The sequence below is a fragment of the Streptomyces sp. NPDC019224 genome (genome assembly GCF_040632605.1).
GTDB lineage: Bacteria > Actinomycetota > Actinomycetes > Streptomycetales > Streptomycetaceae > Streptomyces.
Map to the genome: position 1 here is coordinate 49,259 of NZ_JBEYCF010000036.1, position 25,651 is coordinate 74,909.

The window sequence follows — 25,651 nt, forward strand, 5'->3', positions numbered from 1 at the left end:
GCGACCCGGAGCGCGGCCCCGTTGCGCCAGTGCCGCCCGGACCGTCGGGACTCGGACATGCACTAGCGACGGGCCGCGGCCCGCTCCCCGGTCGCGTCCTCCGCACCCGCCCCCGAGGCGACGGGTCCGGACGGGGGCCGGGGCGTTGCCGACTGCGCGATGAGGGCGCCGGTCAGGACGAGCGCGCCGCCGATGAGCTGCGGGGCGGCCAGGTGCTCGCCAAGCAGCACCCAGGCGAGCATGGTCGCGATGACCGCCTCCAGGCAGGCCACGACGCCCGCGACCGCCGGGGACAGCAGCCGTACGGAGATCACCCCGGTGACGTACGCGATGACGGTGGCCAGCAGCACGATCCAGACCAGCAGCAGCCAGGCCGGAACCTCGGTGCCGTCCATGGCCGTGTCGCCGCCGAGCACCGACCAGTCCATGCCCCACGGCCGGGCGATCACGGTGAGCACGAGGGCACCGACCAGCAGCCCGTAGGCGATGACGCCGACCGGATGCGGGGGTTCTCCGCCGCCCGGGGACGCCTCCCCGCCGCCCTGGTCGGAGAGGACGAAGTAGCCGACCTGGCAGCAGGCGGCGCCGAGCGCGAGCAGCAGTCCGACCGCGTCGAAGCTCAGCCCGGCCCACACCTCGACCACGCAGGCCAGGCCGCCGACCGCGAGGACGACCCCGAGGGCCGCCGCCGGGGTCACCGGCCGTCGCTGGACGAAACGCACCCAGCCGAGGACGAGGGCCGGCGCCAGGTATTCCACCAGCAGCGCGACGCCCACCGGGATACGGGAGAGGGCGGCGAAGTAGCAGGCCTGCACGCCCGCGACGGCGAGCAGCCCGAAGCCGAGCAGCAGCACGGGCCGGCCGCGCACCAGCGCCCGGTGGCGCCAGGCCACGGGCAGCATGACGAGCGCGGCGCCCGCCACCCGCAGCCAGACCACGTGGAGCGGGTCGAGCCCCGCCTCGATCAGCGGCTTGGCCGCCACTCCGGAACCGCCGAATGCGAAGGCCGAGGCGAGGGCGAGTCCCAGGCCGGCGCTTCTCCCCTGAGACGCGTGCATCGGCACATCATGACAGCTGAGGTCAGGAGCGTCACCCCGGTGACACCTGACCCGGGTAACACTCCGACGCCATCGACGCCCCTGACACGTACGTACCCGGAAACACCGGGCAACCGACGGCCCACCCGTACACGTCCCACAGACGTGAGCGGTTGTTCGCGACGCGGCGGGAGGAAACCTGGGTGAGCTGGCTGGTGTCCCTGCCGGCGCTCGACGGGCGCGATTACGTCTACCGGGTCCACGCACCGCTCGACGCGCTGCCGGCGGATCTGTTCTGGTCCGCGTTCCACTGCCACGACGACGGACCGCACCCCCGCGCCTCCGACCGTTTCGACGCGGCCCTGATCTGGCGGACGGGTCCCGACCAGGTCCACCGGAACTGACGGGCCAACAGCGGGGAGTCCGGCGGCCCGGGCCGCCGGGCTCCCCCGGGTCTTCCTCTCCGACCGCCGCACGGCCCACGGCCGGGGCTCAGTGCTCGTCGGCGAGAATGAGGTACAGCTTCTTGCGGGCCTCGTTGATGACCGCGACGGCTTTCTCGCGCTGGTCGGCCGAGCCGCTCTTCCAGACCTGACCGACCGCCTCCATCAGACCGAACCCGGCCTGCCGGATCTCGTTCATGCTCTCCCAGTCGATGCCGCGCCCGACCTCTTCCCAGGGCGCCTCGGCCCCCGTCTCCGCCTCCGTGCGACCGGCGCCGGTGAGCGTGAACAGCTTCTTGCCGCCCTCGCTCGCGCTGGTGATCAGCCCCTCGTCCTCCAGTAGCTGAAGGGTCGGGTACACCGAGCCGGGGCTGGGCCGCCAGGCCCCGCCGCTGCGCTCGCCGATCTCCTGGATCATCTCGTAGCCGTGCATCGGCCGGTCCTTGAGCAGCGCCAGGATCGAAGCGCGTACGTCACCGCGCCGCGCCCGCCCCCGACCGCCGCCCCGGCCGCGCCCGCCACCGAAGGGCCCCCCGCCGAACGGCGGCCCGAACGGCCCGAACGCCGCCCGCTGCCCCTCGAATCCCCCACGTCGCCCCTCGGGGCCGCACGGGCCGTGACCATGTCCATGCTCGAATCCATGTGAACGCATGACCGTTCTCCTTTTCCTGCGTCGATCTTTCACGTATCGCTGCACTATCGCGATGCTTCAACGATATATCGGGACCCATCGCATGACAACCCGAGGAGGCATTGCCTTGGTGTTCCGCCTTCGGCGATCCGGTCCCGGTCTCCGTTGATCTGGTCCGACCTGGGCGGCGTCGACCCCTTATTACTCGCTGTCCATGTGCCGTGCTCGGAGCCATGCTGCCTCGAACTCGTCCGGGCGGATCTTCTTGTCCGCCCACTCAGGATCAAAGAGGGTCAGGTCCGGCACTTGGAATGCCGCGGCAGCGGTGCCGGGCCAGATCGTCCGGGACAATCGCCGCCCCGCGTCCCAGATGATCCGGCCCTCGCAGGTCACAGCCCCGGCACCGGACCGGATCGATCGAGACGGGACACAGAAATCCGCGAAACCCGGTCGCTCTCCCGGCCCGCCGTCCGGATACTGGCTGACCATGCACAGCGACCAACTGGACGTGAGCGCCGAAACCGTCGCGGCCCTGATCCGGGACCAGTTCCCCCGGTGGAGCGGCAAGGCGATCCGCCCGCTGGCCTCGACCGGGACGGTCAACGCCGTCTTCCGCATAGGGGAGGGCCTCTCGGCGCGCTTCCCGCTGCGTCCGTCCGACGTCGGCGGGGCCCTGGCGGTCCTGGAACGGGAAGCCCGGGCGAGCGCGGAGCTGGCGCGGGTGTCGCGGTTCCCCGTTCCGCAGCCCGTGGCGCTGGGGCGGCCCGGCGCGGGTTACCCCATGCCCTGGTCGGTCCAGACCTGGCTGCCGGGCACGAACGCCTTCGACGCCGACCCGAGCGCTTCGAACGCCTTCGCCCAGGACCTGGCGGCCTTCATCGCCGGCCTCCGGGGCGCCGACACGCGGGGGCGCCGCTTCGACGGCGGCAACCGCGGTGGCGTGCTCGCCGACCACGACGACTGGATGGCGACGTGCTTCCGGGAGAGCGAGGCCCTGCTCGACGTGGACCGCTTGCGCCGGCTGTGGCACCGCTTCCGCGAACTGCCGCGCACGAGCGCCGACGTGATGAGTCACGGCGACCTGATCCCCGGCAACGTCCTGGTCACGGGCGACCGCCTGGGCGGCGTACTCGACACCGGCGGCTTCGCCCCGGCCGACCCCGCCCTGGACCTGGTCAGCGCCTGGCACCTCCTGCGCCCGGGCCCCCGGGAGGTGCTCCGGCACGCCCTGTCCTGCGCCGACCTGGAATGGGAACGCGGCAAGGCCTGGGCGTTCGAACAGGCGATGGGCCTCGTCTGGTACTACGCCGAGAGCAACCCGGTGATGAGCGCGATGGGCCGCCGGACACTGGACCGCATTCTGGCGGCGGAGTGAGGCCGGACCGGCCGGCCGCCCCGCCACGCAACGGTCCGCTCCCCCGCCCGTGATCTCCGCCGCCGGAGCACGGCGCCCGCGGCCTCAGGCCGGTTCGGGGCCCGGTGCGGGTTCGGCCAGCGCGTTGAGCGCGGGCCGGAGCAACGCGGCGATGCGGTCGGGCGACGCCTCACACAAGACCGGAAGGCCCAGGAGCTGGTGCCCGAGGGTGACGCCGAGCAGGGTGGTGACGGCCAGGGCGGCGCGGAGCTCGCGGTCGTCGGGCGCGGGCAGGGCGGTACCCACATCGGCGATCTGCCGCCCGAGCGCGGTGCGTACGTGAGCGGCGGCCGCCGGATCCGTGAGCATGGACCGCATCACCGCGAGCGTGCCCTCGGGCAGCCCGCCGAGCTTCAGGCCCAGTGTGGCCAGCATCCGATCGACCCACGCGTCCGCGTCCGCGGCCTCCACCGGTGGCGCGGTGAACGTCTCCACGGCCCGGCCGAACAGTTCACGTTTCGAGCCGAAGTACTGCATGACCAGGGCCGGGTCCACACCGGCCGCGCCCGCCACCGCGCGGATGGTGGTCCGGTCGAACCCCTGGGCGGCGAACTGCTCCCGGGCGTGGGCGAGGATGCGCGCCTCGGTGGCTCGACGGCGGTCGGCGCGGGAGGGTCGAGGCGTGGTCACGCCGTGACTCTACAGCCGTTGACCGAACGCTCCCCTCCGGCCTACGGTCATCGCTCAACAAACGTTGAGTGACTGGAGTCCTCCCATGCCGCATCTGGAAACCGCCGGTGTCCGCACCCCCCGCGGCGTCCTGGCCTCCTACTACCGGGCCATGCTCGGCAAGTCCGCGGACGAGCTCGCGGATCTGTACGCGGCCGACGCGTTGCACGAGTTCCCGTTCACCGCTCCCGGCTTTCCGCCGCGCTACGAGGGGCGCGAGGCCGTACGTGCGGGCTACCGGGCGGCCTGGGGAGCGAGCCCGGTACGCATCGACGAGGTCAGGACGGTGTCCTCGTACGAGACGGCCGACCCGGAGGTGATCATCGCCGAGCACGTCGTCGCGGGGACGCTGCCCGCCGGTGGCGCCGCCTTCACCGTCCCCGGCCTGCTCGTGCTCCGGGTCCGCGACGGGCTGATCACCCACGTCCGCGACTACATGGACACGGCGGCCCTCGCCGGCGCCAGAAGCTGAGCACCGGCGCCGCGCCCGCCGCCGGTGGCACATCAGATCCCGGTCCCCGCCGCCGCACCGGCGCCCGTCGCCCGGGCGCCGTCAGCGGCAGCCCGAACTCACCCTTCGCCCCGCAGCCCGAGCAGATACACGGCCGTGACCGCCACGCCCCGGTCCGCGTCCCGCGCCAGTTCCGCGAGCGCGCGCGACGCCGTCGGACCCGGGATGTCCGCGAGTGCCTGGGTGAGGCGGCGGCGGGCGGATGCGTCGGGGGCGTCGTCCGCAAGGCGGTCGAGGAGCCCGGCGGCGATCCGCTCGGCCGTCCCGGGCTCGGCGGCCAGCACGCCCAGGGCGTCGGCCGCGTCCACGTCCCGCACCGCCTCCGCGACCATGTCGATCAGTGTCGGGACCGCCTCGGCCACCCCGCGCGCACCCAGCGCCGGAGCCGCGTACCGGCGTACCGCGGCGTCGGGGTGGCCGAGAGCGTCCCGCAGCAGCGCGCTCGCCGCCTCGCCCGGCATCCCGGCGAGAGCCCGCACCGCGCGGGCGCGGACCTCCGCCGCGGGCGAGTCCAGGCCCTCCGCCAGCCGGGCGAGCCCGTCGCCCGCCCGGGCCAGGGCCCACCGCAGGGCGCCGGCCACGGTCGGGTCCCGCTCGCTCAGCACCGCCTCGGCCAGGGCCTCCCCCGGCACCGGCGCCTCGCCGCCCGAGGCCAGTGCCGCCCGCTGACGCGTGCCGGGACTGCTGGATCCCAGCGCCTGGAGAAGGGCGACGGTACGCAGGACCTCCCCCCAGCGCTCCGGCTCGGCGGCGCCGATCCGGCTCAACCGGGTCAGCAGCTCCGTCTCGCTCGCGATCCGTTCCCGGGTCCGCCGGACGAGGTCCTCGACGAGCTCCGCCGGGCTGAAGCCGGGGTCGTCCAGGGCGCGTCCCACCTCGCGCAGCGAAAGGCCGAGGGACCGCAGGCTCTCGATGTGGAAGATCCGCCGGACGTCCTCGCCGGAGTACTCGCGGTATCCGACGTCGTTGCGTCCCGTGGGCCGCACCAGCCCCAGCGACTCGTAGTGCCTGAGCATGCGGGCGCTGACCCCGGACCGCCGTGCCACCTCACCGATCAACACCGTGCCTCACCCCTCCTGACCGTACGCCCCGAGCGCGACCCTCCGCTTCGCCTCCTCGATCGCGAACTCGAACCCGGCGCCCGGGTCGCGCCGCAGCGCCTCGGTGGCGAGTGCGTGCTGACGAACCCGCGGCCCGGGGTGCGTGGCGGCGGCGCTCAGGGCCGGGCCGGCCGCCTCGCCGAGTGCGATCAGCGCCCGGCTGAGGCTCAGCTGCGTCTCGCGCCCGCCGCGCCCGAGCTGCCCGGCCAGCACGTCGGCCAGTCCGGGGCCCTCGCCCTCGGGGACGAGGACGACCGCCGCCCGCCAGGCCGTACGCGCCACCTCGTCGTCGGTGTCGGTCAGCAGGGCCCGGGTGATCGCCGGCCAGGCCCGCCGGTCCCCGGTCTTGGACAGGGTGTGCAGGGCCTGGCTGCGTGCCTGCGGGCGCTCCGAGCGGAGCTCCTCGACGAGCCGGGGGACCGTCAGCTCCTGCGGATGGCGGGTGAGCGCCCACGTCAGCATCTCGCGTACGGAGAAATCGGGCTCGGTCGCGCACAGTTCCACGAGCCGGTCGACGAGCCGCGCCTCCGGCGCCGAGCCGACCGCCAGCGCGGTGCGCAGCCGGACCGACGCGTCACCGTGCTCCAGCCCGCGCAGGGCGCGCGTCATGGCCGTGTCCTCGTTCGGCATGGTCATCCGGACCACCTCCTCGCGGCTCAGTGAAGCCCTTGCCACAGTGACAAGGTCAAGTCGAGATACGTTTCGGGGCCACCGAGCCGCGATTGGCCTTGGTTATCCGCCGGGAGCCACCTCTACGGTCGAGCGCATGAGGATTCGCACCGTCGACGCGTTCACCGACCGCCCCTTCACCGGCAACCCCGCCGGCGTCCTGCTGTTCGGCCCCGAGGGCTTCCCCGGGGACGGCTTCCTCCAGCGGGTCGCCGCCGAACTGAACCTCTCCGAGACGGCGTTCGCCCACCCGTTGCCGCCCGGCGGCACAGCGGACTGGGCGCTGCGGTGGTTCACCCCGGTCACCGAGGTGGACATGTGCGGCCACGCCACGCTCGCCACCGCCCACGTCCTGCACACCACGGGAGCGGCGACCGGCACCGTCCGCTTCGCCGCCCGGTGCGGAACGCTGACCGCGACGGCCCACCCGGACGGTTCGCTCACGCTGGACTTCCCGACCGCACCGCTCACCCCCGAGCCCGCGCCCGCCGGTCTCGCCGAGGCCCTGGGCGCGGAGCCGGTGTCGGTGCACGACACCGGTGCGCACGTCGGGGACCTGCTCGTGGAGCTGAAGGACGAGGCGGCCGTACGGGGCCTGGCCCCCGACTTCGCGGCGCTGGCCGGCCTCTCCCGGCGCGGCGTCATCGCCACGGCCGCCGCCGGGCCCGGCCGTACGTACGACTACGTCTCGCGCGGCTTCTTCCCGGCCGTGGGCATCGACGAGGACCCGGTGACGGGCAGCGCCCACACCGCCCTGGCCCCGTTCTGGTCGGCCCGCCTCGGCCGCGACCGGCTGACCGGGCTCCAGGTCTCCGCCCGCTCGGGTCTCGTACGCACCACGCTGCACGGCGCACGCACCCTGCTGACGGGCCGCGCGGTCACGGTGCTGGACGGCGAACTGCTCGTCGCCCCGTAGGGCCTGCCTTCAGAACGCTCAGGGGGTGGGCAGCCAGTCCACCTTCCCGGCGAGCAGCGCGTAACCGACGAACGCACCGATGTCGAGGAGCGCGTGCGCCGCGACCAGCGGACCCACCCGCTGCCAGCGGCGGTACAGCAGCACGAAGACCACCCCCATCACCATGTTGCCGACGAACCCGCCGATGCCCTGGTAGAGGTGGTACGAGCCGCGCAGCACCGAACTCGCCACCAGCGCCGCCGTCGGCGTCCAGCCCAGCTGCCCCAGCCGGCGCAGCAGGTATCCGACGACGATCACTTCCTCCAGTACGGAGTTCTGGACGGCCGACAGGATGAGCACGGGGAACTTCCACCACACGTCGGGCAGCGACTCGGGGACGACCGTGAGGTTGAACCCGGCGGCCCTGGCCACCAGGTAGAACGCCAGCCCGGCGCTGCCGATGCCCGCCGCGACCACCGCACCGTGCGCGGTGTCCTGCCCCGGCCGGGTGCGGTCGAAGCCGATGGCCCGCAGCCCCGCCCCTTCCCTGAACAGCAGATGCGCCACCAGGGCGACGGGCACCAGCGCGGTCGTGATGCCGAAGAGCTGCCAGGCGAGATCCAGCCATGGGCGGCCCGGGGCGTACGAACTGTTGAGGGTCGCCGCCTGATCCTTCAAACCCCCCGGTTTCGTCAGCGACCCGACAAAACTGATGAGGGCAGACACGCCGCTCGCCCCCAGCGAGAGCGCCAGAACCAGCACCGTCTCGGACCGGAGAATCCGTCGCGACACGGCCTCCCGGGGAAAGGAATCAGCCATGTACCCCGCCTCCACCTGTACACCTGCTCTCAGTTGTGCGTTCGCTTCCCAAGCCCCCGCCGCCCCGCCAGGGCTCGAATGCGGGTACGAAGATCATGCGCGACAGGCCGGGGGACGAGCCCCCTCGCCGATGGTGTGGTCCCTCTTTTCCTCGTACATCCTCGAGGAGGGGCACCACCGGCATGGGACGTCACAGCTTGCCCGATGACCACACCGCGACCGGAGGCGGGGCCGTCCCCCGGCCGGCCATCGCGGGCGGGCCCGAGGTGGACAGCGAGGAGCTGGACGAGATCGCCGGGGCGGCGGCTGCCAGGTGGAGGACCCGGCCGGGATCCGGGCGGTGATCCCGCCGGCCGCGACGACCGTGGGGCAGGGCGTCCGCGCGGCCGGGCGGCAACGGCGGCCAGGGGCCGGGGACACGCCCCGGCCCCGCACCCGCACCGCGGGCTCACGCGCGCGGCGCCACCCGCCGGGTCACGGCGCCGGAATGCCGGCCGGCCAGCTGTGCACCGGGTCGCCGCCCTGCATCAGTTCGCCGTAGCGCCGGGTCATCGCGGCGAGGGCGGCACCCCGGTCCATGCCCGCCTCGCGCGCCCGGTGGTAGGTGTCCGCCTGCCAGGACGCCCCGTTCGTCCGCCGTTTGCACCGCTCCTCGATGATCCCGAGGTAGTGGTCCCGGTCCACCGGCTCGACGTTCCAGGCGTCGAGCCCGGCGGCGGCCAGTGGCAGCAGCTCGTCGCGCACCAGCTTCACCGCCGCCACCCGGGTGAGTCCGCCCGAGCGGCCGGGCCGGGGCCACAGCAGCTCGGCGTCGATGCCCCGGCGGCACGCGGTCTCGAAGTTCTCCGCGGCGGCGGAGAACGGCATCCGGGTCCACACCGGACGCGACTCCTCCGCCAGCGCCCGGACCAGGCCGTAGTAGAGCGCGGTGTTGGCGATGACGTCGGCGACGGTCGGGCCGGCGGGCAGCACCCGGTTCTCCACCCGCAGGTGGGGGACGCCGTCGGCGATCCCGTACACCGGGCGGTTCCAGCGGTAGACCGTGCCGTTGTGCAGGACCAGCTCCTTCAGCTGGGGCACCCCGCCGTCGGCGAGGACGCGCAGGGGCTCCTCCTCGTCGCAGATGGGCAGGAGCGGGGGGAAGTACCGGAGGTTTTCCTCGAAGAGCTCGTGGACCGAGCCGATCCACTTCTCCCCGAACCAGGTCCTCGGCCGTACGCCCTGGTTGCGCAGTTCCGGCGGCCGGGTGTCCGTGGCCTGCTCGAACAGCGGGGGCCGCGACTCGCGCCACAGCTCCCGGCCGAACAGGAAGGGCGAGTTGGCGCCCAGCGCCACCTGGACGGCGGCCACGGCCTGCGCCGCGTTCCACACGTCGGAAAAGCGTTCCGGAGTGACCTGGAGATGGAGCTGGAGCGAGGTGCAGGCGGCCTCCGGGGTGATCGAATCCGAGGTGCAGACCAGCCGCTCGACGCCTTCGATATCGAGCAGGAAATCCTCGCCGCGGGCCGCCACCATTTGATCGTTCAGGAGGGCGTAGCGGTCGACTTCGGAGAGGTTGGACCGGACCATGTCGTCGCGGCCGAGCGTCGGCAGGATTCCGATCATCATGATCCCGGCATCGACTTCACCGGCCTTCCGGTCGGCATATCCGAGCCCGGCCCTCAGCTCTTCGGCCAGTTGATCGAGAACACGCCCCGACAGATGATGGGGAACTATGTTCACCTCCAGATTGAACATCCCCAGTTCCGTCTGGAAATCATGGCTCGCGATGCGCTCCAGAACCTGCCCATTCAACATCTTCGGCAGGGCGTCGGCGCCCGTCAGATTCAGCTCGATCTCCATGCCCATGAGATTGCGCGGCCGGTCGAACCGCCGCTCGGCCAGGAGCCCGGACAGCGCCTCCAGGCACTGCTGCAGCTTCCTCCGGTACTTCTGCCGGTCGGACAGGCCAAAGGCGCCCGCGACGACCTTCTCCCCCATCGAAGTGTCCCTCCTCGAGTGGCCAGCACGCGGCCCGGGCCGCTCGCATCACGATCGATAATGCCCGCAGGACGTGATCCGTAACGCCCCGCGGAGGGCGCACACCCGCTAATCTGAGCGCCGGGGCCCCGGGCACATTCACCCGGCATGAGGCAGCGGCCGGTTTCCCCGTACGGCGGGCCGGGAAAGACCCGATGGGTTTCGGCCGACCACGGCGCGGGAAAAAACCGAGGCGGCGGCTGCGCCGCTCGCTCCGAATCAGCATGATCTCCGCATAATAAAGTCCGGATAGCGCCTTGTCCGCAACAGCCGTGACAGCTAGTGGAAACACCGCGCGAACACGTGTCGTATAAACTCCGCGGACGAGGCAGAGAGTTGACGCACCGGCTCAGTCACCGGCCTCCTCTGGCCCCGCACGCCGACAGCGCCGTCTGCACCCGCCCGCGCACCACCGTGTCTCCGAAGTGAGAGGCCACCCAATTATGCCGCTGCATGTTCCCCCGGCCCCCGCGCCCGCGCTGCGCAGCGTCCTCGCGGCGCTCGGTTCACCGACCGCGGTCCGCGAGGCCCGTACGCCCGCCCTGCGGGCCGCACAGGGACCGCTGAGCCCCGAACACCCGCTGCCCGTCCATGTGCTGGACCTCGCCCCGGGCGGACTCGCCCCCGCCACCCGGCTCGCCGCCTGGCGCTTCCAGATCCGCAGCACGGAGCGGTCGGTGGCGGCGGCGGACACCATGCTCACCGCGGACGGCTGGGCCTTCTCGCACTTCTTCGAGGGCCCGTACATCGCCTCGACGGAGCTGGCCCTGCGCCAGGCGGAGGGGATGAGCGGCCACTACCAGCCGAGGCTGCTGTCCATCCCCGACCTCTACATGCTGGCCCTGTGGCTGCACGGCGACCCGGAGGCCGACGCGTCCTGCGGCGCCCCCGATCCGGCCGACCTGCTGGTGCCGCTGGCCCCCGCGCCTCCCGGCTTCGCGGCCCACCGTCCGCACCGGGCCGCCGACCTGCTGCCCGTGATCACCACCCGCATCATGCCCGGGCCGGGCCCGCTCCTGGGCTCCCCCGCCCCGGCCTGAAGCGGTCGGCCGTCTCCTCGGCGCGCTGTGCCCCGTCGCCCTCGTCCGGCGACGGGGCACAGCGCGCTGACCGGCATGGGGCATCCGGACTAGTCCCATCCGGCCACCCCGAACCCCCCGAAGGGACAGTGCAGTTGAGTTGAACCGTCCGCCCGGGTGACGCGCCATGGGAGGAGCGGGTGCACTGCGGCGAAATCCCTGCGGATTGACGCCCGTAGGGCAACACTGGGATCCGACCGATCGATACGGGGGCGGTCATGAACACCTCTTCACACCGCAGGCCACTCAACTCGACGCAGCGAAAGAACCCATCCATGTGCCAGCACCAGCCACCCTGCCCGACAGCCGACTCAGCCGACCGGGAAGCCGCCCGTCAGGTGGCACACCACCCGGAGCAGGGCTGGAGCCTGCTGTGCAACGGCGTCCTGCTCTTCGAGGACACCGGCGAGCTGCTTCCGGACGGTCGGGTCATCGCCCCGCACAGGCCCCTGGCGGCGAGCCGGGTGATGAAGGCCGCCTGAGCGGCCCGGTACGGAAAAGGGGCCGGCCCGGAGGAATCTCCGCACCGGCCCCGACGCATGTCCGCGTCACACCGCTTCGATCAGGCGTTCCGGATCAGTTGTCGTACTCGTCCAGGGGCGGGCACGAGCAGACGAGGTTGCGGTCACCGAACGCACCGTCGATCCGGCGCACCGGCGGCCAGTACTTGTCCGCGGCCGAGACCCCGGCCGGGAAGACCGCCACCTCGCGGCTGTACCCGTGCTCCCACTCCCCGCCCAGCGCGGCGGCGGTGTGCGGCGCGTTGGCGAGCGGGTTGTCGTCCGCGCTCCACTCCCCCGACGCGACCTTCTCGATCTCGGCGCGGATGGCGATCATCGTGTCGCAGAAGCGGTCGAGCTCCGCGAGGTCCTCGCTCTCGGTCGGCTCGATCATCAGCGTCCCGGCGACCGGGAACGACATGGTCGGCGAGTGGAAGCCGTAGTCGATGAGCCGCTTGGCCACGTCGTCGATGCTGACGCCGGTCGCCTTGGAGATGGGCCGCAGGTCCACGATGCACTCGTGTGCCACCAGCCCGGCCGGGCCGTTGTACAGGATCGGGTAGTGCGGTTCGAGCCGCTTGGCGATGTAGTTGGCCGCGAGCACGGCGACCTGCGTCGCGCGCTTCAGACCCTCGCCGCCCATCAGGCGTACGTACGCCCAGGAGATGGGGAGGATGCCGGCGGAGCCCCACGGGGCGGCCGAGATCGGTCCGACGCCGGTCTCCGGACCGGCCGCGGGCTGCAGCGGGTGGTTGGGCAGGTACGGCGCCAGGTGCGCGCGCACACCGACGGGGCCGACGCCGGGGCCGCCGCCGCCGTGCGGGATGCAGAAGGTCTTGTGCAGGTTCAGGTGCGAGACGTCGCCGCCGAACCGGCCGGGCTTGGCCAGGCCGACCAGGGCGTTGAGGTTCGCGCCGTCGACGTAGACCTGGCCGCCGGCGTCGTGCACCTCGGCGCAGATGTCGGCGACGTGCTCCTCGAAGACGCCGTGCGTCGACGGGTAGGTGATCATGAGAACGGCCAGTTCGTCGCGGTACTGCGCGATCTTGGCGCGGAGGTCCTCGATGTCGACCTCGCCGTCGTCGGCGGTCTTGACGACGACCACCTTCATGCCGGCCATCACGGCGCTCGCGGCGTTGGTGCCGTGCGCGGAGGACGGGATCAGACAGACGGTCCGGTTCTCGTCACCGTTGGCCCGGTGGTACGCGCGGACGGCCAGCAGCCCCGCGAACTCGCCCTGCGAGCCGGCGTTCGGCTGGAGGGAGACCGCGTCGTAGCCGGTGACCTCGGCCAGCCGCTCCTCCAGCTCGCGGATGAGCGTCAGGAAGCCCTGGGCCTGCTCGGCGGGCGCGAAGGGGTGCAGCGCGCCGAACTCCGGCCAGGTGATCGACTCCATCTCGGCGGTCGCGTTCAGCTTCATGGTGCAGGAGCCGAGCGGGATCATGCCGCGGTCCAGCGCGTAGTCGCGGTCGGCGAGCTTGCGCAGGTAGCGCAGCATCGCGGTCTCGGACCGGTGCTGGTGGAAGACCGGGTGGGTCAGGATCGTGTCGGTGCGCAGCAGCGCCTCGGGCAGCGCGTCCTCGGTGGTGGCGTCCAGCGCCTCGACGTCCCCGTCGGCACCGAAGGCCGCCCAGACGGCGGTGATCTGGGTGCGGGTCGTGGTCTCGTCGCAGGCGAGGGAGACGGTGTCGGCGTCGACGAGGCGCAGGTTCACGCCGCGCTCGCGGGCGTCGGCGACGACCTCGCCGGCCTTGCCGGGGACGCGGACGGTGAGCGTGTCGAAGTACGTTCCGGTCACCACGTCGACCCCGGCGGCGCGCAGGCCCTCGGCCAGGATCGCGGCGTAGCGGTGGGTGCGCCGGGCGATCGTGCGCAGGCCGTCGGGCCCGTGGTAGACGGCGTACATGCCCGCCATGACGGCGAGGAGCACCTGCGCGGTGCAGATGTTGCTGGTGGCCTTCTCGCGGCGGATGTGCTGCTCGCGGGTCTGCAGGGCCAGCCGGTACGCCTTGTTCCCGTCGGCGTCCACGGAGACGCCGACGAGGCGGCCGGGCAGGCTGCGCGCGAACGTGTCGCGGACCGCCATGTAGCCGGCGTGCGGCCCGCCGAAGCCCATCGGCACGCCGAAGCGCTGCGTGGTGCCGACGGCGATGTCGGCGCCCAGGTCGCCGGGCGAGGTGAGCAGGGTGAGGGCCAGCAGGTCGGCGGCCACGGTGACGATCGCGCCCAGCCCGTGCGCCTGGTCGATCACGGGCTTGAGGTCCCGGACGGCGCCGGAGGCGCCGGGGTACTGGAGCAGCACGCCGAAGACGCCGCGCTCGGCGATCTCGGCCGGGATGCCCTCGGTGAGGTCGGCGACGACGACCTCGACGCCGGTCGGCTCGGCGCGGGTCTCGATGACGGCGACGGTCTGCGGCAGGGCGTCGGCGTCGACCAGGAAGACGCCGTTCTTGACCTTGCCGACGCGCCGGGCCAGTGCCATGGCCTCGGCGGCGGCGGTGCCCTCGTCGAGCAGCGAGGCGCCGGAGGTGGGCAGACCGGTCAGCTCGGCGACCATCGTCTGGAAGTTCAGGAGGGCTTCGAGGCGGCCCTGGGAGATCTCGGGCTGGTACGGCGTGTAGGCCGTGTACCAGGCGGGGTTCTCCATGACGTTGCGCAGGATCACCGGCGGGGTGAACGTGCCGTAGTAGCCGAGCCCGATCATCGGGGCGAGGACCTGGTTGCGGTCGGCGAGCCGGCGCAGCTCGGCCAGCACCTCGGCCTCGGTCCGGGCCTCGGGCAGCTTCAGCGCCTCGGTGCTCTTGATCACGTCGGGCACGGCGGCCGCGGTCAGCTCGTCCAGCGAGCCGTAACCGACCTGGGCGAGCATCTTCGCCTGCGCCTCGGCGTCCGGGCCGATGTGGCGCTGCTCGAAGGGGATGCCCTGTTCCAGCTGCGAGAGCGGGGTGCGACGGGGGGTCATGATGGAGGCCTCCTGGTCTGTCACGACCTGCGAGGGGCACCACGGCGCCGGGTGCCCGAACGGCCTCCCCCTCTGTCATCTCAACCTGAGAGCTTCACCGGCTCCACGCGGGCGCCGGCTTTCACCGTCGGTGAGGGTGAGGCTCCGCCCGGCCCACGGCCGCGCGCAACCCGCCCTGCTTTCCAGAGTGACCTCGTCCGTGCGGTACGGGGGCCTGAGAGATTCCGGGGAGGATTTGCTCCTTCGGCGTCGGCCGGATCAGCTCCGGACGACTCTCCCGCACGGGGTCAGCAGCCATGACCAGCCTACCAGCGGGGTACAGGGCGAGAATTCCCGAGTGGCCAAGACCGCGGAACTGCACTTCTGTAGTCCCTGTGGACCAGCCGCGACCAGTGTGGGAGGGACCGTGCAGACCGACATCGACCCGCGCAGCCTGATCGGCCGCAAGGCCTTCGACCGCAAGGGCACCAAGATCGGGACCGTGGACGAGGTGTACCTCGACGACGCGACCGGGGTACCCGAATGGGCGGCCGTGCGCACCGGCCTCTTCAGTCGTGACGCCTTCGTCCCGCTGGAGCCCAGCGAATTCGTCGAGGACACGCTGCGCGTCCCCTTCGACCGGGCACTGATCAAGGCCGCGCCCGACTTCGGCGTGGGCCGCCACCTCTCGCCGGAACAGGAGCTCCGGCTCTACCGGCACTACGGCCTGGACGCCGCCCCCGGCGAGCCGGCCCCGGACCGCGACTTCGGCCGGCTGGCGGGCCAGGAGGAGTAGTCCGGCACCTCCCGGACGAGCGGCAGGGGCTCGGCGGCCCGCAGCGCGGGGTCGTCGACACGGAACGTCCGCACCCGGCCGGGCGCGGACCCCGGTTCCTCGAACCGCACGGTCACCCGGCCGACCCCGCTGCCCTGCACCCAGCCGTGTCCGTGGACCTCGTGCCGCACGTCGTGCCCGGCCGGCCAGCGCCGCGCCGCGAGCTGCGCCGCCTCGTCCGGGCCCGGCTCGGCGTCCGCGGGCTCCTCGCGGCCGCCGGTGTCGTCCGGGGGCCGTACGCCGGCGTCGTCCGCCGGGGCCGCCCGCTCACCGGCGGCCTGGGCGAACAGGTCCTCCTGGGTGAAGGCGGCGAGCCCCGTGACGCCCACGCCCAGCAGCCGCACTCCCCCGGTGGTGTCCACGGCCTCCAGCAGCCGGGCGGCTGCCTCCCGGACCACCGCGGGGTCGTCCGTGGGTCCGCGCAGCGTCTCGGAGCGGGTCAGCGTGGAGAAGTCGTAGCGGCGCACCTTCAGAACCACCGTGCGCCCCGAGCGCCCGGCCGCCCTCAACCGCTGGACGCACCGGTCGGCCAGCCGCTCCACCTCGGTGCGCACCCGGACGCGGTCGTGCAGGTCCATGTCGAAGGTGTCCTCGACCGAGACGGATTTGGCGTCGCGCTCCGCGACCACGGGCCGGTCGTCGAAGCCGAACGCCATCCGGTGCAGCGAGGCCCCGTGCGCCTTTCCCAGCAGCCGTATCAGCTCCGCCTCGCCCGCCTCGGCGAGGTCGTCGACCGTCGTCATGCCGGCGCGCCGCAGATGGTCCGCGGTGGCCGGGCCGACGCCGGGCAGCGTGCGCACCGGCATGGGCGCGAGCAGTTCCCGCTCGGTGCCGGGCTCGATCAGGCGTATCCCGTCGGGCTTGGCCGCCTCGGAGGCGATCTTGGCAAGCATCTTGGAGCCGGCGAGCCCGACGGAACCGCTCAGTCCGGTGACCGCCTCGATCGCCTCACGCAACTGTCGGCCGATCTCCAGGGCCGAGGCGGTGTCGTCGGCCGTGCCACCCGCTTCGAGGTCCACGAAGGCCTCGTCGAGGCTGAGCGGTTCCACCAGCGGTGAGAGCCGGCCCAGCAGCTCCATGACCTGGTCGCTCACCGACCGGTACAGCGTGAAGCGCGGCACCAGATACGCGGCGTTCGGCGCCAGCCGTCTGGCCTGCGCCATCGGCATGGCCGAGTGCACCCCGAAGCGCCGCGCCTCGTACGAGGCGGTCGCGACGACCCCGCGCGGCCCGAGTCCGCCCACCACGACCGGTTTGCCGCGCAGGCTCGGCTTCGCCGCCTGCTCCGCGGAGGCGTAGAAGGCATCCATGTCCAGATGCAGAATGGTGGGCGCGGCTCTCACACCAGCCGATGCTGCCCTACGGCACTGACAACCGCCCCGCCACCACGGCCGGGCCGCCCGCGATTCCCGCCACGCGGGCGCTCCCAGCGGTTCAGACGGCCCGGTTGCGGCGCCGCGCCAGCTCGTCGGCGGGGTTGTGACCGATGAGGGTCTCGCCCGTGTCCACTCGCTCCCCGTGCAGCTGCGACAGCGCGGCGTCCACGTCCCGCCACACCACGCCGACGGCGATACCGAAGACGCCCTGGCCTCCTTGGAGGAGGTCGACGACCTCGGCGGGCGAGGAGCACTCGTAGACCGTCGCCCCGTCGCTCATCAGCGTCATGCGTTCCAGATCCTGGAAGCCGCGGGCCCGCAGGTGCTGGACCGTGGTCCGGATGTTCTGGAGCGCGACACCGGTGTCGAGGAACCGCTTCACGATCTTCAGCAGGACGACGTCCCGGAAGCTGTAGAGCCGCTGAGTGCCCGACCCGTACGCCGGACGGACGCTCGGCTCGACGAGACCGGTGCGAGCCCAGTAGTCGAGCTGCCGGTAGGTGATACCCGCCGCCGCGCACGCCGTAGGCCCGCGATAGCCGATGTCGTCGGCCGATGCCACGCCGCCCCCTGCCACCGCAGCCGGCACGGCCGACTGCCTCATGGTTCGGTCGGCCGTACTCCCCTGCTGCGGATACGGCGCACCCGCTGCCGTACCGTCGCCGCTGTTTCTCACGCCGACCTCCGTCCTTGACCTGCCCACTCGAAGGTAGGCAGTCACCCGGGGTGCGTCAACGATCGCCACACTCGGCACGCCGAGTGATAATCACCCTGAGGGTGGTTTCGCGTGACCGTTGACGGGGAAAGGGTCATCGGATGAGCCGACGGCGGCCCCGAGGACGTCACTGGCTGTTGTTCGTACCGAAGTCCTCCGGAGAGATCTGGTCGAGGAACTCGCGGAACTTCTCCACCTCGTCCTCCTGCTCGTCGGGGATCGCGATCCCCGCGTCGTCGAGCACCCCGTCACTGCCGTAGATCGGCGTGCCGGTGCGCAGGGCGAGCGCTATCGCGTCGGAAGGCCGCGCGCTCACCTCGACACCGCCGGCGAAGACCAGCTCCGCGTAGAAAACCCCTTCACGCAGGTCCGTGATGCGGACCTCGGTGAGCTCCTGGCCCACGGCCTCGAGCACATCCTTGAAGAGATCATGGGTCAGCGGCCTGGCCGGAGCCATGCCCTGCTGCGCGAAGGCGATCGCGGTCGCCTCGCCAGGACCGATCCAAATGGGGAGGTACCGGTCGCCTCCCACTTCACGCAGGAGCACGATCGGCTGGTTGGAGGGCATTTCCACCCGGACACCCACAACGTCGAGCTCGTTCACACAGCAACCCTAGGACGTGCTCGGCAGGTTTGGGTAGTCGGGCTGGTCCGGCTTCAGTGCAGCCGGATCTGCAGAGCGGTCTGCACGAGGGCGGAATGCAGCCGTACGGAGAGCTCCGCCAGCTCCTTCGCGGTCGCCTCGGCATACGCTCTGGTCTGCGGATTCCGGTGCCGGCGCAGCGGCGCGACCACCTGCTCGATGAGTCCCGCCTCCCGGTCGGCGGCGGCCCGCATGGCCCTCAGGTGACGAGGTTCCAGACCGAATCGCCCCAGATCCGCCACAAGCCTGGCGACGGTCACCATCTCCGCGTCGTAGCCGCCGTCGGGTGAGGGCGCGACGAGGCCGTACGACTCCCAGGCGTCGAGGTCGCTCTCGGTGACCTCGGCGGCGACGAGGAGCTCGGCGCGGCCGATGCGGGCGGCCGTGGCCCGGCCCGGGACCCCGGCCCAGTCGCCCTCCGTCTCCTGCCGCTCGCCGTCCGGGGAGGGCAGGGCCACCTGCTCCCCCCGGGCGAGGGCATCCAGGTGCTCGCGGATGACCTTGAGCGGCAGGTAGTGGTCCCGCTGCATCCGGAGCACCTGGGCGAGCCGCTCGACGTCCGCGGGGACGAACTTCCGGTAGCCGGAAGGGGTCCGCTGCGGTTCGACGAGCCCCTCGGCCTCCAGGAAGCGGATCTTGGAGATGGTGACGTCGGGGAACTCCTCCTGCAGTTGCAGGAGCACCGTGCCGATGCTCATCGGCCGGTCGTCGGCGGCGGTGCCGTGTCCGGCACCGCCGCTCGGTGTTCTCAGCATGGACCTTCCTGGGGGTCCCCCCGGACGGCGTCCGGGGGCGGGTCAGATGCCCCGCTGGCTTGCGTAGAAGACCAGCCGGTACTTGCCGATCTGCACTTCGTCGCCGTTGGACAGGCCGACGGAGTCGATCCGCTCACGGTTGACATAGGTGCCGTTGAGGCTGCCGACGTCCCCGACCGTGAAGCTGCCGTCGGCGTTGCGACGGAACTCCACGTGGCGGCGCGAGACCGTCACGTCGTCGAGGAAGATGTCGCTCTGCGGGTGACGGCCGGCCGTGGTCAGCTCGCCGTCCAGCAGGAAGCGGCTGCCGGAGTTCGGCCCGCGCCGCACCACCAGGAGCGCCGAGCCGAGCGGCAGGGCGTCGACGGCGGCCTGCGCCTCGGGAGACAGCGACGGCACGGCCGTCTGGCCGGTCGCCTCCGCCTCGTACGCCTCCAGGCCCGAGATCGAGATGGTCGACGTCGTCTCCGAGGCACGCTCGGGGATTCCGCCCCGCAGCGGCGCCCCGCAGTTGGAGCAGAAACGGCTGGCCTCGGCGTTGCGGTGGCCGCACCTCGTACACACCGGCATGGACGAAGCCTCCTGGCTCGGGGCTCCGAAACCTATGCGGCCGGGACCGGCAGGGTCAACGGACGACGCGCCGGAACCGCCCGGATAGCCACCCCCCTGGCCTGCCACCTGGTCGCGGAAGAGCGGGCGCTCCGCGCCCTGCTCATCGGTCTGACCATGGCGCGGCGCGCGATGACGTGCGGCTTCATCGCGAGCGCTCTTGCCGAACAACTTCCCAAACAACTTCACGGGCGATTCCCCTTGACCGAAACAGACCCGCCCGTGGGGCAGGACGAACCCTGAATGAACACACCTGCCGACCCGGACATCTTCACAACGTCCGTATCCACCCGACAGTTTCCACCACGCGCCACGATTACGATGCGGCGACCCCCCGCAACCGTCCGCTCGTGTTCCCCGCCGCCCGGGCGCCCGGGGATCACTGGCCCGACGACCGAGCGTAGTCAGGCCGCTCCGCCGGTCGCAAGGCATCCACGACAATGTCGTCGGCCCGGGCCACATGCACCGTGGCCTGCTCCTTCTCCAGCGTCTGCACCACACCCCCGGGGATGTTCAGCGCCGGTTCCAGATCCTGCGGCTTGCCGATGACCTTGAAGACGTACGGGGCGGAGATCTTGCGGCCGTCGACCTTGACCGCGCCCCCGTCGCCGGAGAAGTACGTATTGGCCACCACGCGGACGCCGTTGACCTCCACGGCCTCCGCGCCGGCCGCCCTGAGTTCCTGCAGCGCGTCGAGCAGCATGTCCGGCCGCACGGCACCCCCGGGGTCGTCGACCGTCAGCGTGATCCCCGGCCCGTGGGCCGCCACGGTACCCGCGAGCACGCCGAGTTGCCGCTCCTTCTCGACCGTCTGCTTCCGGGCCTCCTCGGCCTGGTCGGAGCTGTTCTCCAGCTCCGTGCGCTGGTCGTCGAGGCGCTGCTTCTCGTCCTCCAGCCGCTGGGTGCGGTCGTCCACCTCGTCGAGGATGCGCACCAGGTCCTCCTGGCGGGCACCGCGCAGGGCGCTGTTGTCGCTGTTGGACCGCACCTGGATGGCGAGCCCCAGACCGAGGACGAACAGCAGGAGGGCGACGACGAGTTGGGCGCGGGTGATGCGGGGCGGCCAGATGCCTGCGACCAGTCGCTGGCGCCCGGTGAGCTCCCCGGCAGCGTCGGCGGGCGGGCGGCCCGGCTGCTCGCCGCCGTCGTTGAACGTGTCGTTGCTCATCGGCATCACGCCCGGAAGACGTGCCGGCGGATCGCGGCGGCGTTGGAGAAGATCCGGATGCCCAGCACGACCACCACACCCGTGGAGAGCTGGGCGCCGACGCCCAGCTTGTCGCCCAGGAAGACGATGAGCGCCGCCACGACCACGTTCGAGAGGAACGAGACCACGAAGACCTTGTCGACGAAGATGCCGTCGAGCATGGCCCGCAGGCCACCGAAGACCGCGTCGAGCGCGGCGACGACGGCGATGGGGAGATAGGGCTCGACCACCGCCGGCACTTCGGGCCGGACCAACAGTCCGACCACGACTCCCACGACGAGGCCCAGTACGGCGATCACGATGTGCCCTTCCCTGTGTCTGCGGCCTTGTATGGCTCTGCTGTCCGTACGATCAGGCTCGGGGCGGCCGGGAGGTTCAGCTTCTCCTGGACGGAGATGCCGGTCCTGATGTCGAAGGTGTCCTTCAGAGCCTGCAGGTACTGGCCGTCGGCACTGGCCCGGAAGGCCGCGCCCAGCTTCTTGCCGTCCCCCACCGCGAGCACCGTGTACGGGGGCACGAGCGGTTTGTTGTCGACCAGTATGGCGTCGCCCGCGGCCCGGATCGCCGACAGGGACGTCAGTCGCTGCCCGTTGATGGCGATGGCCTCGGCGCCGGACTCCCACAGGCCGTTGACGACACGCTGCATGTCCCGGTCCCTGACCCGCCCGGTGTCGGAGAAGCCGCTGGTCTCGCGGGGCCCGCCACCACCCTGGTCGGTGTCCTCGGCGTCGTCGACGACGACCTTGAGCCCCGGACCGTGCACGGGCGTCGCCCCGGAGAGCAGCGCCACCAGCTCGCCCTGGTCCCCCCCGTGCTGCTGGAGGGCCTTGCGCTGGCGCGTACTCACGTCGTCGCGGACTTCCTCCACCTGGGATTCCAGGGTGTCGGCCGCCGCCGTCTCCGCGTCGATACGGTCGATGAGCTCCTGTCGCTCCTTGGCCAGTACCGGCGCGGTCACCCGCGCCTGGGCCGCACCGAGCGTGACGACCAGCGCGGCCAGGACCAGACACGCCGCGAAGCCGAGCTTGGCCTTGAGCGTACGGGGCATGCCGGCGCGCCCGTCCGCCGCACGCCGCGCCGCGGCTTCGGCGTAGCCGTCGTCCAGGCTGTGCTCCATCACGTTGGTCAGCAGCAACATGGACGCGTCGGGGCGCTTGGGCGGCGGGGCCGTGCTCCGACCGGGAGGCTGCTGCGACATGCCGCACATCGTCGCATGGCACGGTGGGTTACGCCGAATGGCCCCACCCATGGCCCGCTGCCTGCGGGAACGGGCGGCCGGTCCGCCGCCGGGACGGCCGCCCGCTCACCCGTCCCGGCGGCCCGACCTCAGTTGCCCGCGCTGTCGACGACCGCGGCCCACTCGTCCAGCAGCGCCTCGGCGGAGGCGTCGTCGGGCCCTTCGGCCCACAGATGGGTGACGGCTTCCGCCGGGTCCGGCAGGACCATGACCCAGCGCCCGTCCGCCTCCACGACCCGCACGCCGTCCGTCGTGTCGACGTCCCGGTCTCCGGCCGCCTCCACCACCCGGCGCATCACCAGGCCCTTCACGGCCCAGGGGGTCGCCAGGTCACGGCGCAGGACATGGGCGCGCGGAATACGGGCATCGATCTGGCTCAGCGTGAGCTGGGTCCTGGCGACAAGCCCGATGAGCCGTACGAACGCGGCCGTCCCGTCGAAGACACTGGCGAATTCGGGAACGATGAAGCCGCCGCGGCCGTCTCCCCCGAAGATGGTGCCTTCCTCACGCCCCACCCGGGTCAGGTCGTCGGGCGACGTCGTCGTCCACTCGACCTGTGTGCCGTGGTACGCGGCCACCTGCTCGGCGACCCTGGTGGTGGTCACCGGCAACGCCACCCGCCCACTGCGCCGCTCGGCGGCGACGAGGTCGAGCATGACCAGCAGAGCCCGGTCGTCCTCCACGATCCGCCCCCGCTCGTCGACCAGCGAGAGCCGTTCGCCCACCGGGTCGAAGCGGACACCGAAGGCTGCTCGCGCCGAGGAGACGATCTCGCCGAGGCGCACGAGGCCGTTGCGCCGGGCCTCGGCCGTCTCGGTCGGACGGGATTCGTCGAGCCCGGGGTTGATGGTGAGCGCGTCCACGCCCAGCCGCCCCAGGAGGCTCGGCAGCACGAGCCCCGCGCTGCCGTTGGAGGCGTCGACGACGACCTTGAGCTGGGCGTCGGCAATCCCCGTCGTGTCCACATTGCGCAGGAGCGACCCGGTGTACGAGTCGAAGACGCTGGAGGGGAAGTAGATGTCCCCGATCTCACCCGGGAAGGCACGCCGGTACTCCTGCCTGGCGTAGACCCGGTCCAGCTTCCGCTGCCGCGCCTGGGAGAGGTCCGCTCCGCGTTCGTCGAAGAACATGATGTCGACGGAGTCGGGCACGCCCTGCGAGGTCCGGATCATGATCCCGCCGGCACTTCCACGCGCGGTCTGCTGACGTGCGACGGGCAGCGGTACGTTCTCCAGGTCCCGTACGTCGATGGCGCTGGCCTGGAGCGCGGAGATCACCGCGCGTTTGAGGGCCCGGGCACCACGGGAGTGGTCCCGGGCGGTGGTGACGGTGGAACCCTTCTTGAGCGTCGTCGCGTATGCGCCGGCCAGTCTGACGGCCAGCTCGGGAGTGATCTCGACGTTCAGGATTCCGGAGACGCCACGCGCCCCGAAGAGATGGGCCTGGCCGCGGGATTCCCAGATCACCGAGGTGTTGACGAAGGCGCCGGCCTCGATGGTCTTGAAGGGGTAGACGCGGACGTTCCCCTGAATGATCGATTCCTCACCGACGAGGCATTCGTCGCCGATGACGGCGCCGTCCTCGATCCGGGCGGCGCGCATGATGTCGGTGTTCTTGCCGACCACACAGCCACGCAGGTTGCTGTGGTCACCGATGTACACGTTGTCGTGGACCACGGCCTTGTGCAGGAAGGCACCGCTCTTGACGACGACGTTCGACCCGATGACGGTGTGCTCCCGGATCTCCACGCCGGCCTCGACCTTGGCGTAGTCCCCGATGTACAGCGGGCCCCGCAGCACGGCGTCGGGGTGCACGTCGGCGCCTTCGGCCACCCAGACACCCGGAGAGATCTCGAAGCCGTCGATCTCCACGTCGACCTTGCGCTCGAGCACGTCGGCCTGGGCCTTCACATAGCTCTCGTGCGTGCCGACATCCTCCCAGTAGCCCTCGGCGATGTAGCCGTAGATGGGCTTGCCTTCCTTCATGAGCTGCGGGAAGACGTCCCCGGACCAGTCCACGGAGACATCGGCCTCGACGTAGTTGAAGACCTCGGGCTCCATGACGTAGATGCCCGTGTTCACAGTGTCCGAGAAGACCTGGCCCCAGGTGGGCTTTTCCAGGAACCGTTCGACCTGGCCCTGCTCGTCCACGATCGTGATCCCGAATTCCAGGGGATTGGGAACGCGGGTGAGGCAGACGGTGACCAGGCCGCCCTTCTCCTTGTGGAAAGCGATCAGGTCCGTGAGGTCGAAGTCGGTGAGCGCGTCACCGGAAATGACGAGGAAGGTGTCATCCTTCAATGCCTCTTCGGCATTCTTCACGCTGCCGGCGGTGCCGAGCGGCTTCTCCTCGTTGGCATAGCTCAGCTCCATGCCGAGCTCTTCGCCGTCCCCGAAATAGTTCTTGACCAGGGAGGCGAGGAACTGGACGGTCACGACCGTCTCATTGAGCCCGTGCCGTTTCAGCAGTCGGAGCACATGCTCCATGATCGGCCGATTGGCCACGGGCAGGAGCGGTTTGGGCATGCTCGAGGTCATGGGGCGAAGGCGAGTGCCTTCGCCGCCAGCCATCACGACGGCCTTCATGTCGGAAACGTCCTCCTTGAGAGACGACGGTTGAGCCGACTTCGCCCGTCAGGGCAGCTTCTGTGTCATCAGCCGCGGGCCGGCATCGTTGCACGGCACCCCATCAGCGAGCTCAATCGGCTACTGCATCCGCCTTGACGAGACGGCGGACTTGAACCACGTACAAGATTCCTGCCCACCAATAGAGCGTTGTACCCCATCCTGCGAACGCCCATCCGAAAACAGTGGCCACCTCTGCCAGCCAACCATGCCCGTCGCTGAGCAGCAACAAGGGGAATGCGTACATCAAGTTGAACGTGGCCGCCTTGCCCAGGAAGTTCACCTGGGGCGGCGGATAGCCGTGCCGGCGCAGGATTCCGACCATCACAAGGAGCATCAGCTCGCGGGCGAGCAGGGCGATGGTGAGCCAGAGAGGCAGGATCTCGCGCCAGGTGAGTCCGACGAGAGTGGAAAGAATGTAGAGCCGGTCGGCAGCCGGGTCGAGGAGCCGTCCGAGGCTGCTGATCTGATTCCACCGGCGCGCGAGCTTGCCGTCGAGGTAGTCGCTGACGCCGCTGAACATCAGGACCAGCAAGGCCCAGCTGTCACTCTTGGGTCCGCCGAACTCGGGGCGGAGGATCAGCCACAGGAAGACAGGCACGCCGACGAGGCGCGCCATGCTGAGGATGTTGGGGATGGTGAGTACCCGGTCCGTCTGAACGCGGGTCTCCTGGACCTCCACCCGAGGGCCTCCTGTGTCAAGAACGTGCCAATGATGCCTCCTGACCCTACCCTCAGCTCCGGTCGGCGGGTGCACGGGGGTGGGAAGCGGCTCCGGAACGCGGAAAAGCCCCGTGCCACAGGGGCACGGGGCTTTTCCTAAAAGGAGTTCGGCGGCGTCCTACTCTCCCACAGGGTCCCCCCTGCAGTACCATCGGCGCTGAAAGGCTTAGCTTCCGGGTTCGGAATGTAACCGGGCGTTT

Annotated in this window: 26 protein-coding genes, 1 rRNA gene and 1 riboswitch; of the genes, 8 read left to right on the plus strand and 19 right to left on the minus strand. The window is 71.4% G+C overall.

The window, feature by feature from the left end:
- Positions 1 to 62: 62 nt before the first annotated feature.
- A complete protein-coding gene (locus ABZ564_RS22165; RefSeq protein ID WP_360859066.1) occupies positions 63 to 1,058 on the minus strand; it encodes an EamA family transporter in 996 nt (331 codons plus the stop codon).
- Positions 1,059 to 1,240: 182 nt separating this feature from the next.
- Here ABZ564_RS22165 and ABZ564_RS22170 point away from each other — a divergent pair, with 182 nt between their 5' ends.
- Positions 1,241 to 1,441, plus strand: coding sequence for a hypothetical protein (locus ABZ564_RS22170; RefSeq protein WP_360859069.1), 201 nt, complete (start codon positions 1,241 to 1,243; stop codon positions 1,439 to 1,441).
- Between the two features lie 88 nt (positions 1,442 to 1,529).
- On the opposite strand, the gene ABZ564_RS22175 is transcribed toward ABZ564_RS22170, so the two are convergent.
- Positions 1,530 to 2,132: a PadR family transcriptional regulator gene (locus tag ABZ564_RS22175; RefSeq protein ID WP_360859072.1), complete on the minus strand. Its 603-nt coding sequence runs from the start codon at positions 2,130 to 2,132 to the stop codon at positions 1,530 to 1,532.
- A 460-nt stretch (positions 2,133 to 2,592) separates the two neighbouring features.
- On the opposite strand from ABZ564_RS22175, the gene ABZ564_RS22180 reads away from it, so the two are divergent.
- Positions 2,593 to 3,486, plus strand: coding sequence for an aminoglycoside phosphotransferase family protein (locus tag ABZ564_RS22180; protein WP_360859141.1), 894 nt, complete (start codon positions 2,593 to 2,595; stop codon positions 3,484 to 3,486).
- Positions 3,487 to 3,570: 84 nt separating this feature from the next.
- Here ABZ564_RS22180 and ABZ564_RS22185 read toward each other — a convergent pair whose 3' ends face one another.
- A complete protein-coding gene (locus ABZ564_RS22185; protein ID WP_360859075.1) occupies positions 3,571 to 4,155 on the minus strand; it encodes a TetR family transcriptional regulator in 585 nt (194 codons plus the stop codon).
- Between the two features lie 85 nt (positions 4,156 to 4,240).
- On the opposite strand from ABZ564_RS22185, the gene ABZ564_RS22190 reads away from it, so the two are divergent.
- Positions 4,241 to 4,666, plus strand: coding sequence for a nuclear transport factor 2 family protein (locus tag ABZ564_RS22190; RefSeq protein WP_360859078.1), 426 nt, complete (start codon positions 4,241 to 4,243; stop codon positions 4,664 to 4,666).
- Positions 4,667 to 4,764: 98 nt separating this feature from the next.
- Here ABZ564_RS22190 and ABZ564_RS22195 read toward each other — a convergent pair whose 3' ends face one another.
- Positions 4,765 to 5,766, minus strand: a complete 1,002-nt coding sequence (locus ABZ564_RS22195) for a HEAT repeat domain-containing protein (protein ID WP_360859081.1) — start codon at positions 5,764 to 5,766, stop codon at positions 4,765 to 4,767.
- A 6-nt stretch (positions 5,767 to 5,772) separates the two neighbouring features.
- A complete protein-coding gene (locus ABZ564_RS22200) occupies positions 5,773 to 6,441 on the minus strand; it encodes a HEAT repeat domain-containing protein (RefSeq protein ID WP_360859084.1) in 669 nt (222 codons plus the stop codon).
- 130 nt (positions 6,442 to 6,571) lie between these two features.
- Here ABZ564_RS22200 and ABZ564_RS22205 point away from each other — a divergent pair, with 130 nt between their 5' ends.
- Entirely contained in the window at positions 6,572 to 7,390 is an 819-nt protein-coding gene (locus ABZ564_RS22205) for a PhzF family phenazine biosynthesis protein (protein ID WP_360859087.1), read from the plus strand.
- A gap of 18 nt (positions 7,391 to 7,408) precedes the next feature.
- On the opposite strand, the gene ABZ564_RS22210 is transcribed toward ABZ564_RS22205, so the two are convergent.
- Positions 7,409 to 8,188: a CPBP family intramembrane glutamic endopeptidase gene (locus ABZ564_RS22210; protein WP_360859090.1), complete on the minus strand. Its 780-nt coding sequence runs from the start codon at positions 8,186 to 8,188 to the stop codon at positions 7,409 to 7,411.
- Between the two features lie 182 nt (positions 8,189 to 8,370).
- Here ABZ564_RS22210 and ABZ564_RS22215 point away from each other — a divergent pair, with 182 nt between their 5' ends.
- A complete protein-coding gene (locus tag ABZ564_RS22215) occupies positions 8,371 to 8,532 on the plus strand; it encodes a hypothetical protein (RefSeq protein WP_360859094.1) in 162 nt (53 codons plus the stop codon).
- A gap of 130 nt (positions 8,533 to 8,662) precedes the next feature.
- Here the strand turns inward: ABZ564_RS22215 and ABZ564_RS22220 are convergent, their stop codons facing one another.
- Complete coding sequence (locus tag ABZ564_RS22220) at positions 8,663 to 10,168, minus strand: glutamate-cysteine ligase family protein (protein ID WP_360859097.1); 1,506 nt, start codon at positions 10,166 to 10,168, stop codon at positions 8,663 to 8,665.
- A gap of 482 nt (positions 10,169 to 10,650) precedes the next feature.
- Between ABZ564_RS22220 and ABZ564_RS22225 the strand changes: the two genes are divergently transcribed.
- A complete protein-coding gene (locus tag ABZ564_RS22225; protein WP_360859100.1) occupies positions 10,651 to 11,247 on the plus strand; it encodes a hypothetical protein in 597 nt (198 codons plus the stop codon).
- A gap of 314 nt (positions 11,248 to 11,561) precedes the next feature.
- On the plus strand, positions 11,562 to 11,768 hold the full coding sequence (locus ABZ564_RS22230) for a DUF5999 family protein (protein ID WP_360859103.1): 207 nt from the start codon (positions 11,562 to 11,564) through the stop codon (positions 11,766 to 11,768).
- Positions 11,769 to 11,862: 94 nt separating this feature from the next.
- Here the strand turns inward: ABZ564_RS22230 and gcvP are convergent, their stop codons facing one another.
- Positions 11,863 to 14,748 (minus strand): aminomethyl-transferring glycine dehydrogenase, encoded by a 2,886-nt coding sequence (gene gcvP / locus ABZ564_RS22235; protein ID WP_360859106.1) that lies wholly within the window; start codon positions 14,746 to 14,748, stop codon positions 11,863 to 11,865.
- Between the two features lie 192 nt (positions 14,749 to 14,940).
- A riboswitch (glycine riboswitch) is annotated at positions 14,941 to 15,038 on the minus strand.
- A 116-nt stretch (positions 15,039 to 15,154) separates the two neighbouring features.
- Here gcvP and ABZ564_RS22240 point away from each other — a divergent pair.
- Positions 15,155 to 15,523, plus strand: a complete 369-nt coding sequence (locus tag ABZ564_RS22240; RefSeq protein ID WP_360859108.1) for a PRC-barrel domain-containing protein — start codon at positions 15,155 to 15,157, stop codon at positions 15,521 to 15,523.
- On the opposite strand, the gene ABZ564_RS22245 is transcribed toward ABZ564_RS22240, so the two are convergent.
- The 11 genes from ABZ564_RS22245 to rrf form a co-directional block, all read right to left on the minus strand.
- Positions 15,448 to 16,905: a DNA polymerase IV gene (locus ABZ564_RS22245; RefSeq protein WP_360859111.1), complete on the minus strand. Its 1,458-nt coding sequence runs from the start codon at positions 16,903 to 16,905 to the stop codon at positions 15,448 to 15,450. The genes ABZ564_RS22240 and ABZ564_RS22245 overlap by 76 nt on opposite strands.
- A 91-nt stretch (positions 16,906 to 16,996) precedes the next feature.
- Positions 16,997 to 17,542, minus strand: a complete 546-nt coding sequence (locus tag ABZ564_RS22250; protein ID WP_360859114.1) for a MerR family transcriptional regulator — start codon at positions 17,540 to 17,542, stop codon at positions 16,997 to 16,999.
- Between the two features lie 238 nt (positions 17,543 to 17,780).
- Positions 17,781 to 18,257 (minus strand): bifunctional nuclease family protein, encoded by a 477-nt coding sequence (locus tag ABZ564_RS22255; protein WP_026171779.1) that lies wholly within the window; start codon positions 18,255 to 18,257, stop codon positions 17,781 to 17,783.
- A gap of 53 nt (positions 18,258 to 18,310) precedes the next feature.
- Positions 18,311 to 19,051, minus strand: coding sequence for a MerR family transcriptional regulator (locus ABZ564_RS22260; RefSeq protein WP_360859117.1), 741 nt, complete (start codon positions 19,049 to 19,051; stop codon positions 18,311 to 18,313).
- A 42-nt stretch (positions 19,052 to 19,093) separates the two neighbouring features.
- Positions 19,094 to 19,849: an FHA domain-containing protein gene (locus ABZ564_RS22265; RefSeq protein ID WP_360859120.1), complete on the minus strand. Its 756-nt coding sequence runs from the start codon at positions 19,847 to 19,849 to the stop codon at positions 19,094 to 19,096.
- A gap of 190 nt (positions 19,850 to 20,039) precedes the next feature.
- On the minus strand, positions 20,040 to 20,828 hold the full coding sequence (locus tag ABZ564_RS22270; RefSeq protein ID WP_360859123.1) for a DUF881 domain-containing protein: 789 nt from the start codon (positions 20,826 to 20,828) through the stop codon (positions 20,040 to 20,042).
- Positions 20,829 to 20,833: 5 nt separating this feature from the next.
- A complete protein-coding gene (locus ABZ564_RS22275) occupies positions 20,834 to 21,166 on the minus strand; it encodes a small basic family protein (RefSeq protein ID WP_003970459.1) in 333 nt (110 codons plus the stop codon).
- Positions 21,163 to 22,065, minus strand: a complete 903-nt coding sequence (locus ABZ564_RS22280; RefSeq protein ID WP_360859125.1) for a DUF881 domain-containing protein — start codon at positions 22,063 to 22,065, stop codon at positions 21,163 to 21,165. Before ABZ564_RS22280 ends, ABZ564_RS22275 begins: the two co-directional genes overlap by 4 nt.
- A gap of 128 nt (positions 22,066 to 22,193) precedes the next feature.
- A complete protein-coding gene (locus ABZ564_RS22285) occupies positions 22,194 to 24,689 on the minus strand; it encodes a mannose-1-phosphate guanyltransferase (RefSeq protein ID WP_360859128.1) in 2,496 nt (831 codons plus the stop codon).
- Between the two features lie 112 nt (positions 24,690 to 24,801).
- Positions 24,802 to 25,410, minus strand: coding sequence for a CDP-alcohol phosphatidyltransferase family protein (locus tag ABZ564_RS22290; protein WP_093709783.1), 609 nt, complete (start codon positions 25,408 to 25,410; stop codon positions 24,802 to 24,804).
- Between the two features lie 146 nt (positions 25,411 to 25,556).
- A 5S ribosomal RNA gene (gene rrf, locus ABZ564_RS22295) occupies positions 25,557 to 25,651 on the minus strand; the annotation flags it as partial.

What these genes read in the sequence shown, in the direction of transcription:
- ABZ564_RS22215 (WP_360859094.1), top strand. Translation starts at nt 8,371, where the DNA reads ATGGGACGTCACAGCTTGCCCGATGACCACACCGCGACCGGAGGCGGG.
- ABZ564_RS22210 (WP_360859090.1), bottom strand. Translation starts at nt 8,188, where the DNA reads ATGGCTGATTCCTTTCCCCGGGAGGCCGTGTCGCGACGGATTCTCCGG.
- ABZ564_RS22225 (WP_360859100.1), top strand. Translation starts at nt 10,651, where the DNA reads ATGCCGCTGCATGTTCCCCCGGCCCCCGCGCCCGCGCTGCGCAGCGTC.
- ABZ564_RS22175 (WP_360859072.1), bottom strand. Translation starts at nt 2,132, where the DNA reads ATGCGTTCACATGGATTCGAGCATGGACATGGTCACGGCCCGTGCGGC.
- ABZ564_RS22205 (WP_360859087.1), top strand. Translation starts at nt 6,572, where the DNA reads ATGAGGATTCGCACCGTCGACGCGTTCACCGACCGCCCCTTCACCGGC.
- gcvP (WP_360859106.1), bottom strand. Translation starts at nt 14,748, where the DNA reads ATGACCCCCCGTCGCACCCCGCTCTCGCAGCTGGAACAGGGCATCCCC.
- ABZ564_RS22280 (WP_360859125.1), bottom strand. Translation starts at nt 22,065, where the DNA reads ATGTCGCAGCAGCCTCCCGGTCGGAGCACGGCCCCGCCGCCCAAGCGC.
- ABZ564_RS22220 (WP_360859097.1), bottom strand. Translation starts at nt 10,168, where the DNA reads ATGGGGGAGAAGGTCGTCGCGGGCGCCTTTGGCCTGTCCGACCGGCAG.
- ABZ564_RS22285 (WP_360859128.1), bottom strand. Translation starts at nt 24,689, where the DNA reads ATGAAGGCCGTCGTGATGGCTGGCGGCGAAGGCACTCGCCTTCGCCCC.
- ABZ564_RS22270 (WP_360859123.1), bottom strand. Translation starts at nt 20,828, where the DNA reads ATGAGCAACGACACGTTCAACGACGGCGGCGAGCAGCCGGGCCGCCCG.
- ABZ564_RS22260 (WP_360859117.1), bottom strand. Translation starts at nt 19,051, where the DNA reads ATGCTGAGAACACCGAGCGGCGGTGCCGGACACGGCACCGCCGCCGAC.
- ABZ564_RS22200 (WP_360859084.1), bottom strand. Translation starts at nt 6,441, where the DNA reads ATGACCATGCCGAACGAGGACACGGCCATGACGCGCGCCCTGCGCGGG.
- ABZ564_RS22230 (WP_360859103.1), top strand. Translation starts at nt 11,562, where the DNA reads ATGTGCCAGCACCAGCCACCCTGCCCGACAGCCGACTCAGCCGACCGG.
- ABZ564_RS22250 (WP_360859114.1), bottom strand. Translation starts at nt 17,542, where the DNA reads ATGAGGCAGTCGGCCGTGCCGGCTGCGGTGGCAGGGGGCGGCGTGGCA.
- ABZ564_RS22165 (WP_360859066.1), bottom strand. Translation starts at nt 1,058, where the DNA reads ATGCACGCGTCTCAGGGGAGAAGCGCCGGCCTGGGACTCGCCCTCGCC.
- ABZ564_RS22190 (WP_360859078.1), top strand. Translation starts at nt 4,241, where the DNA reads ATGCCGCATCTGGAAACCGCCGGTGTCCGCACCCCCCGCGGCGTCCTG.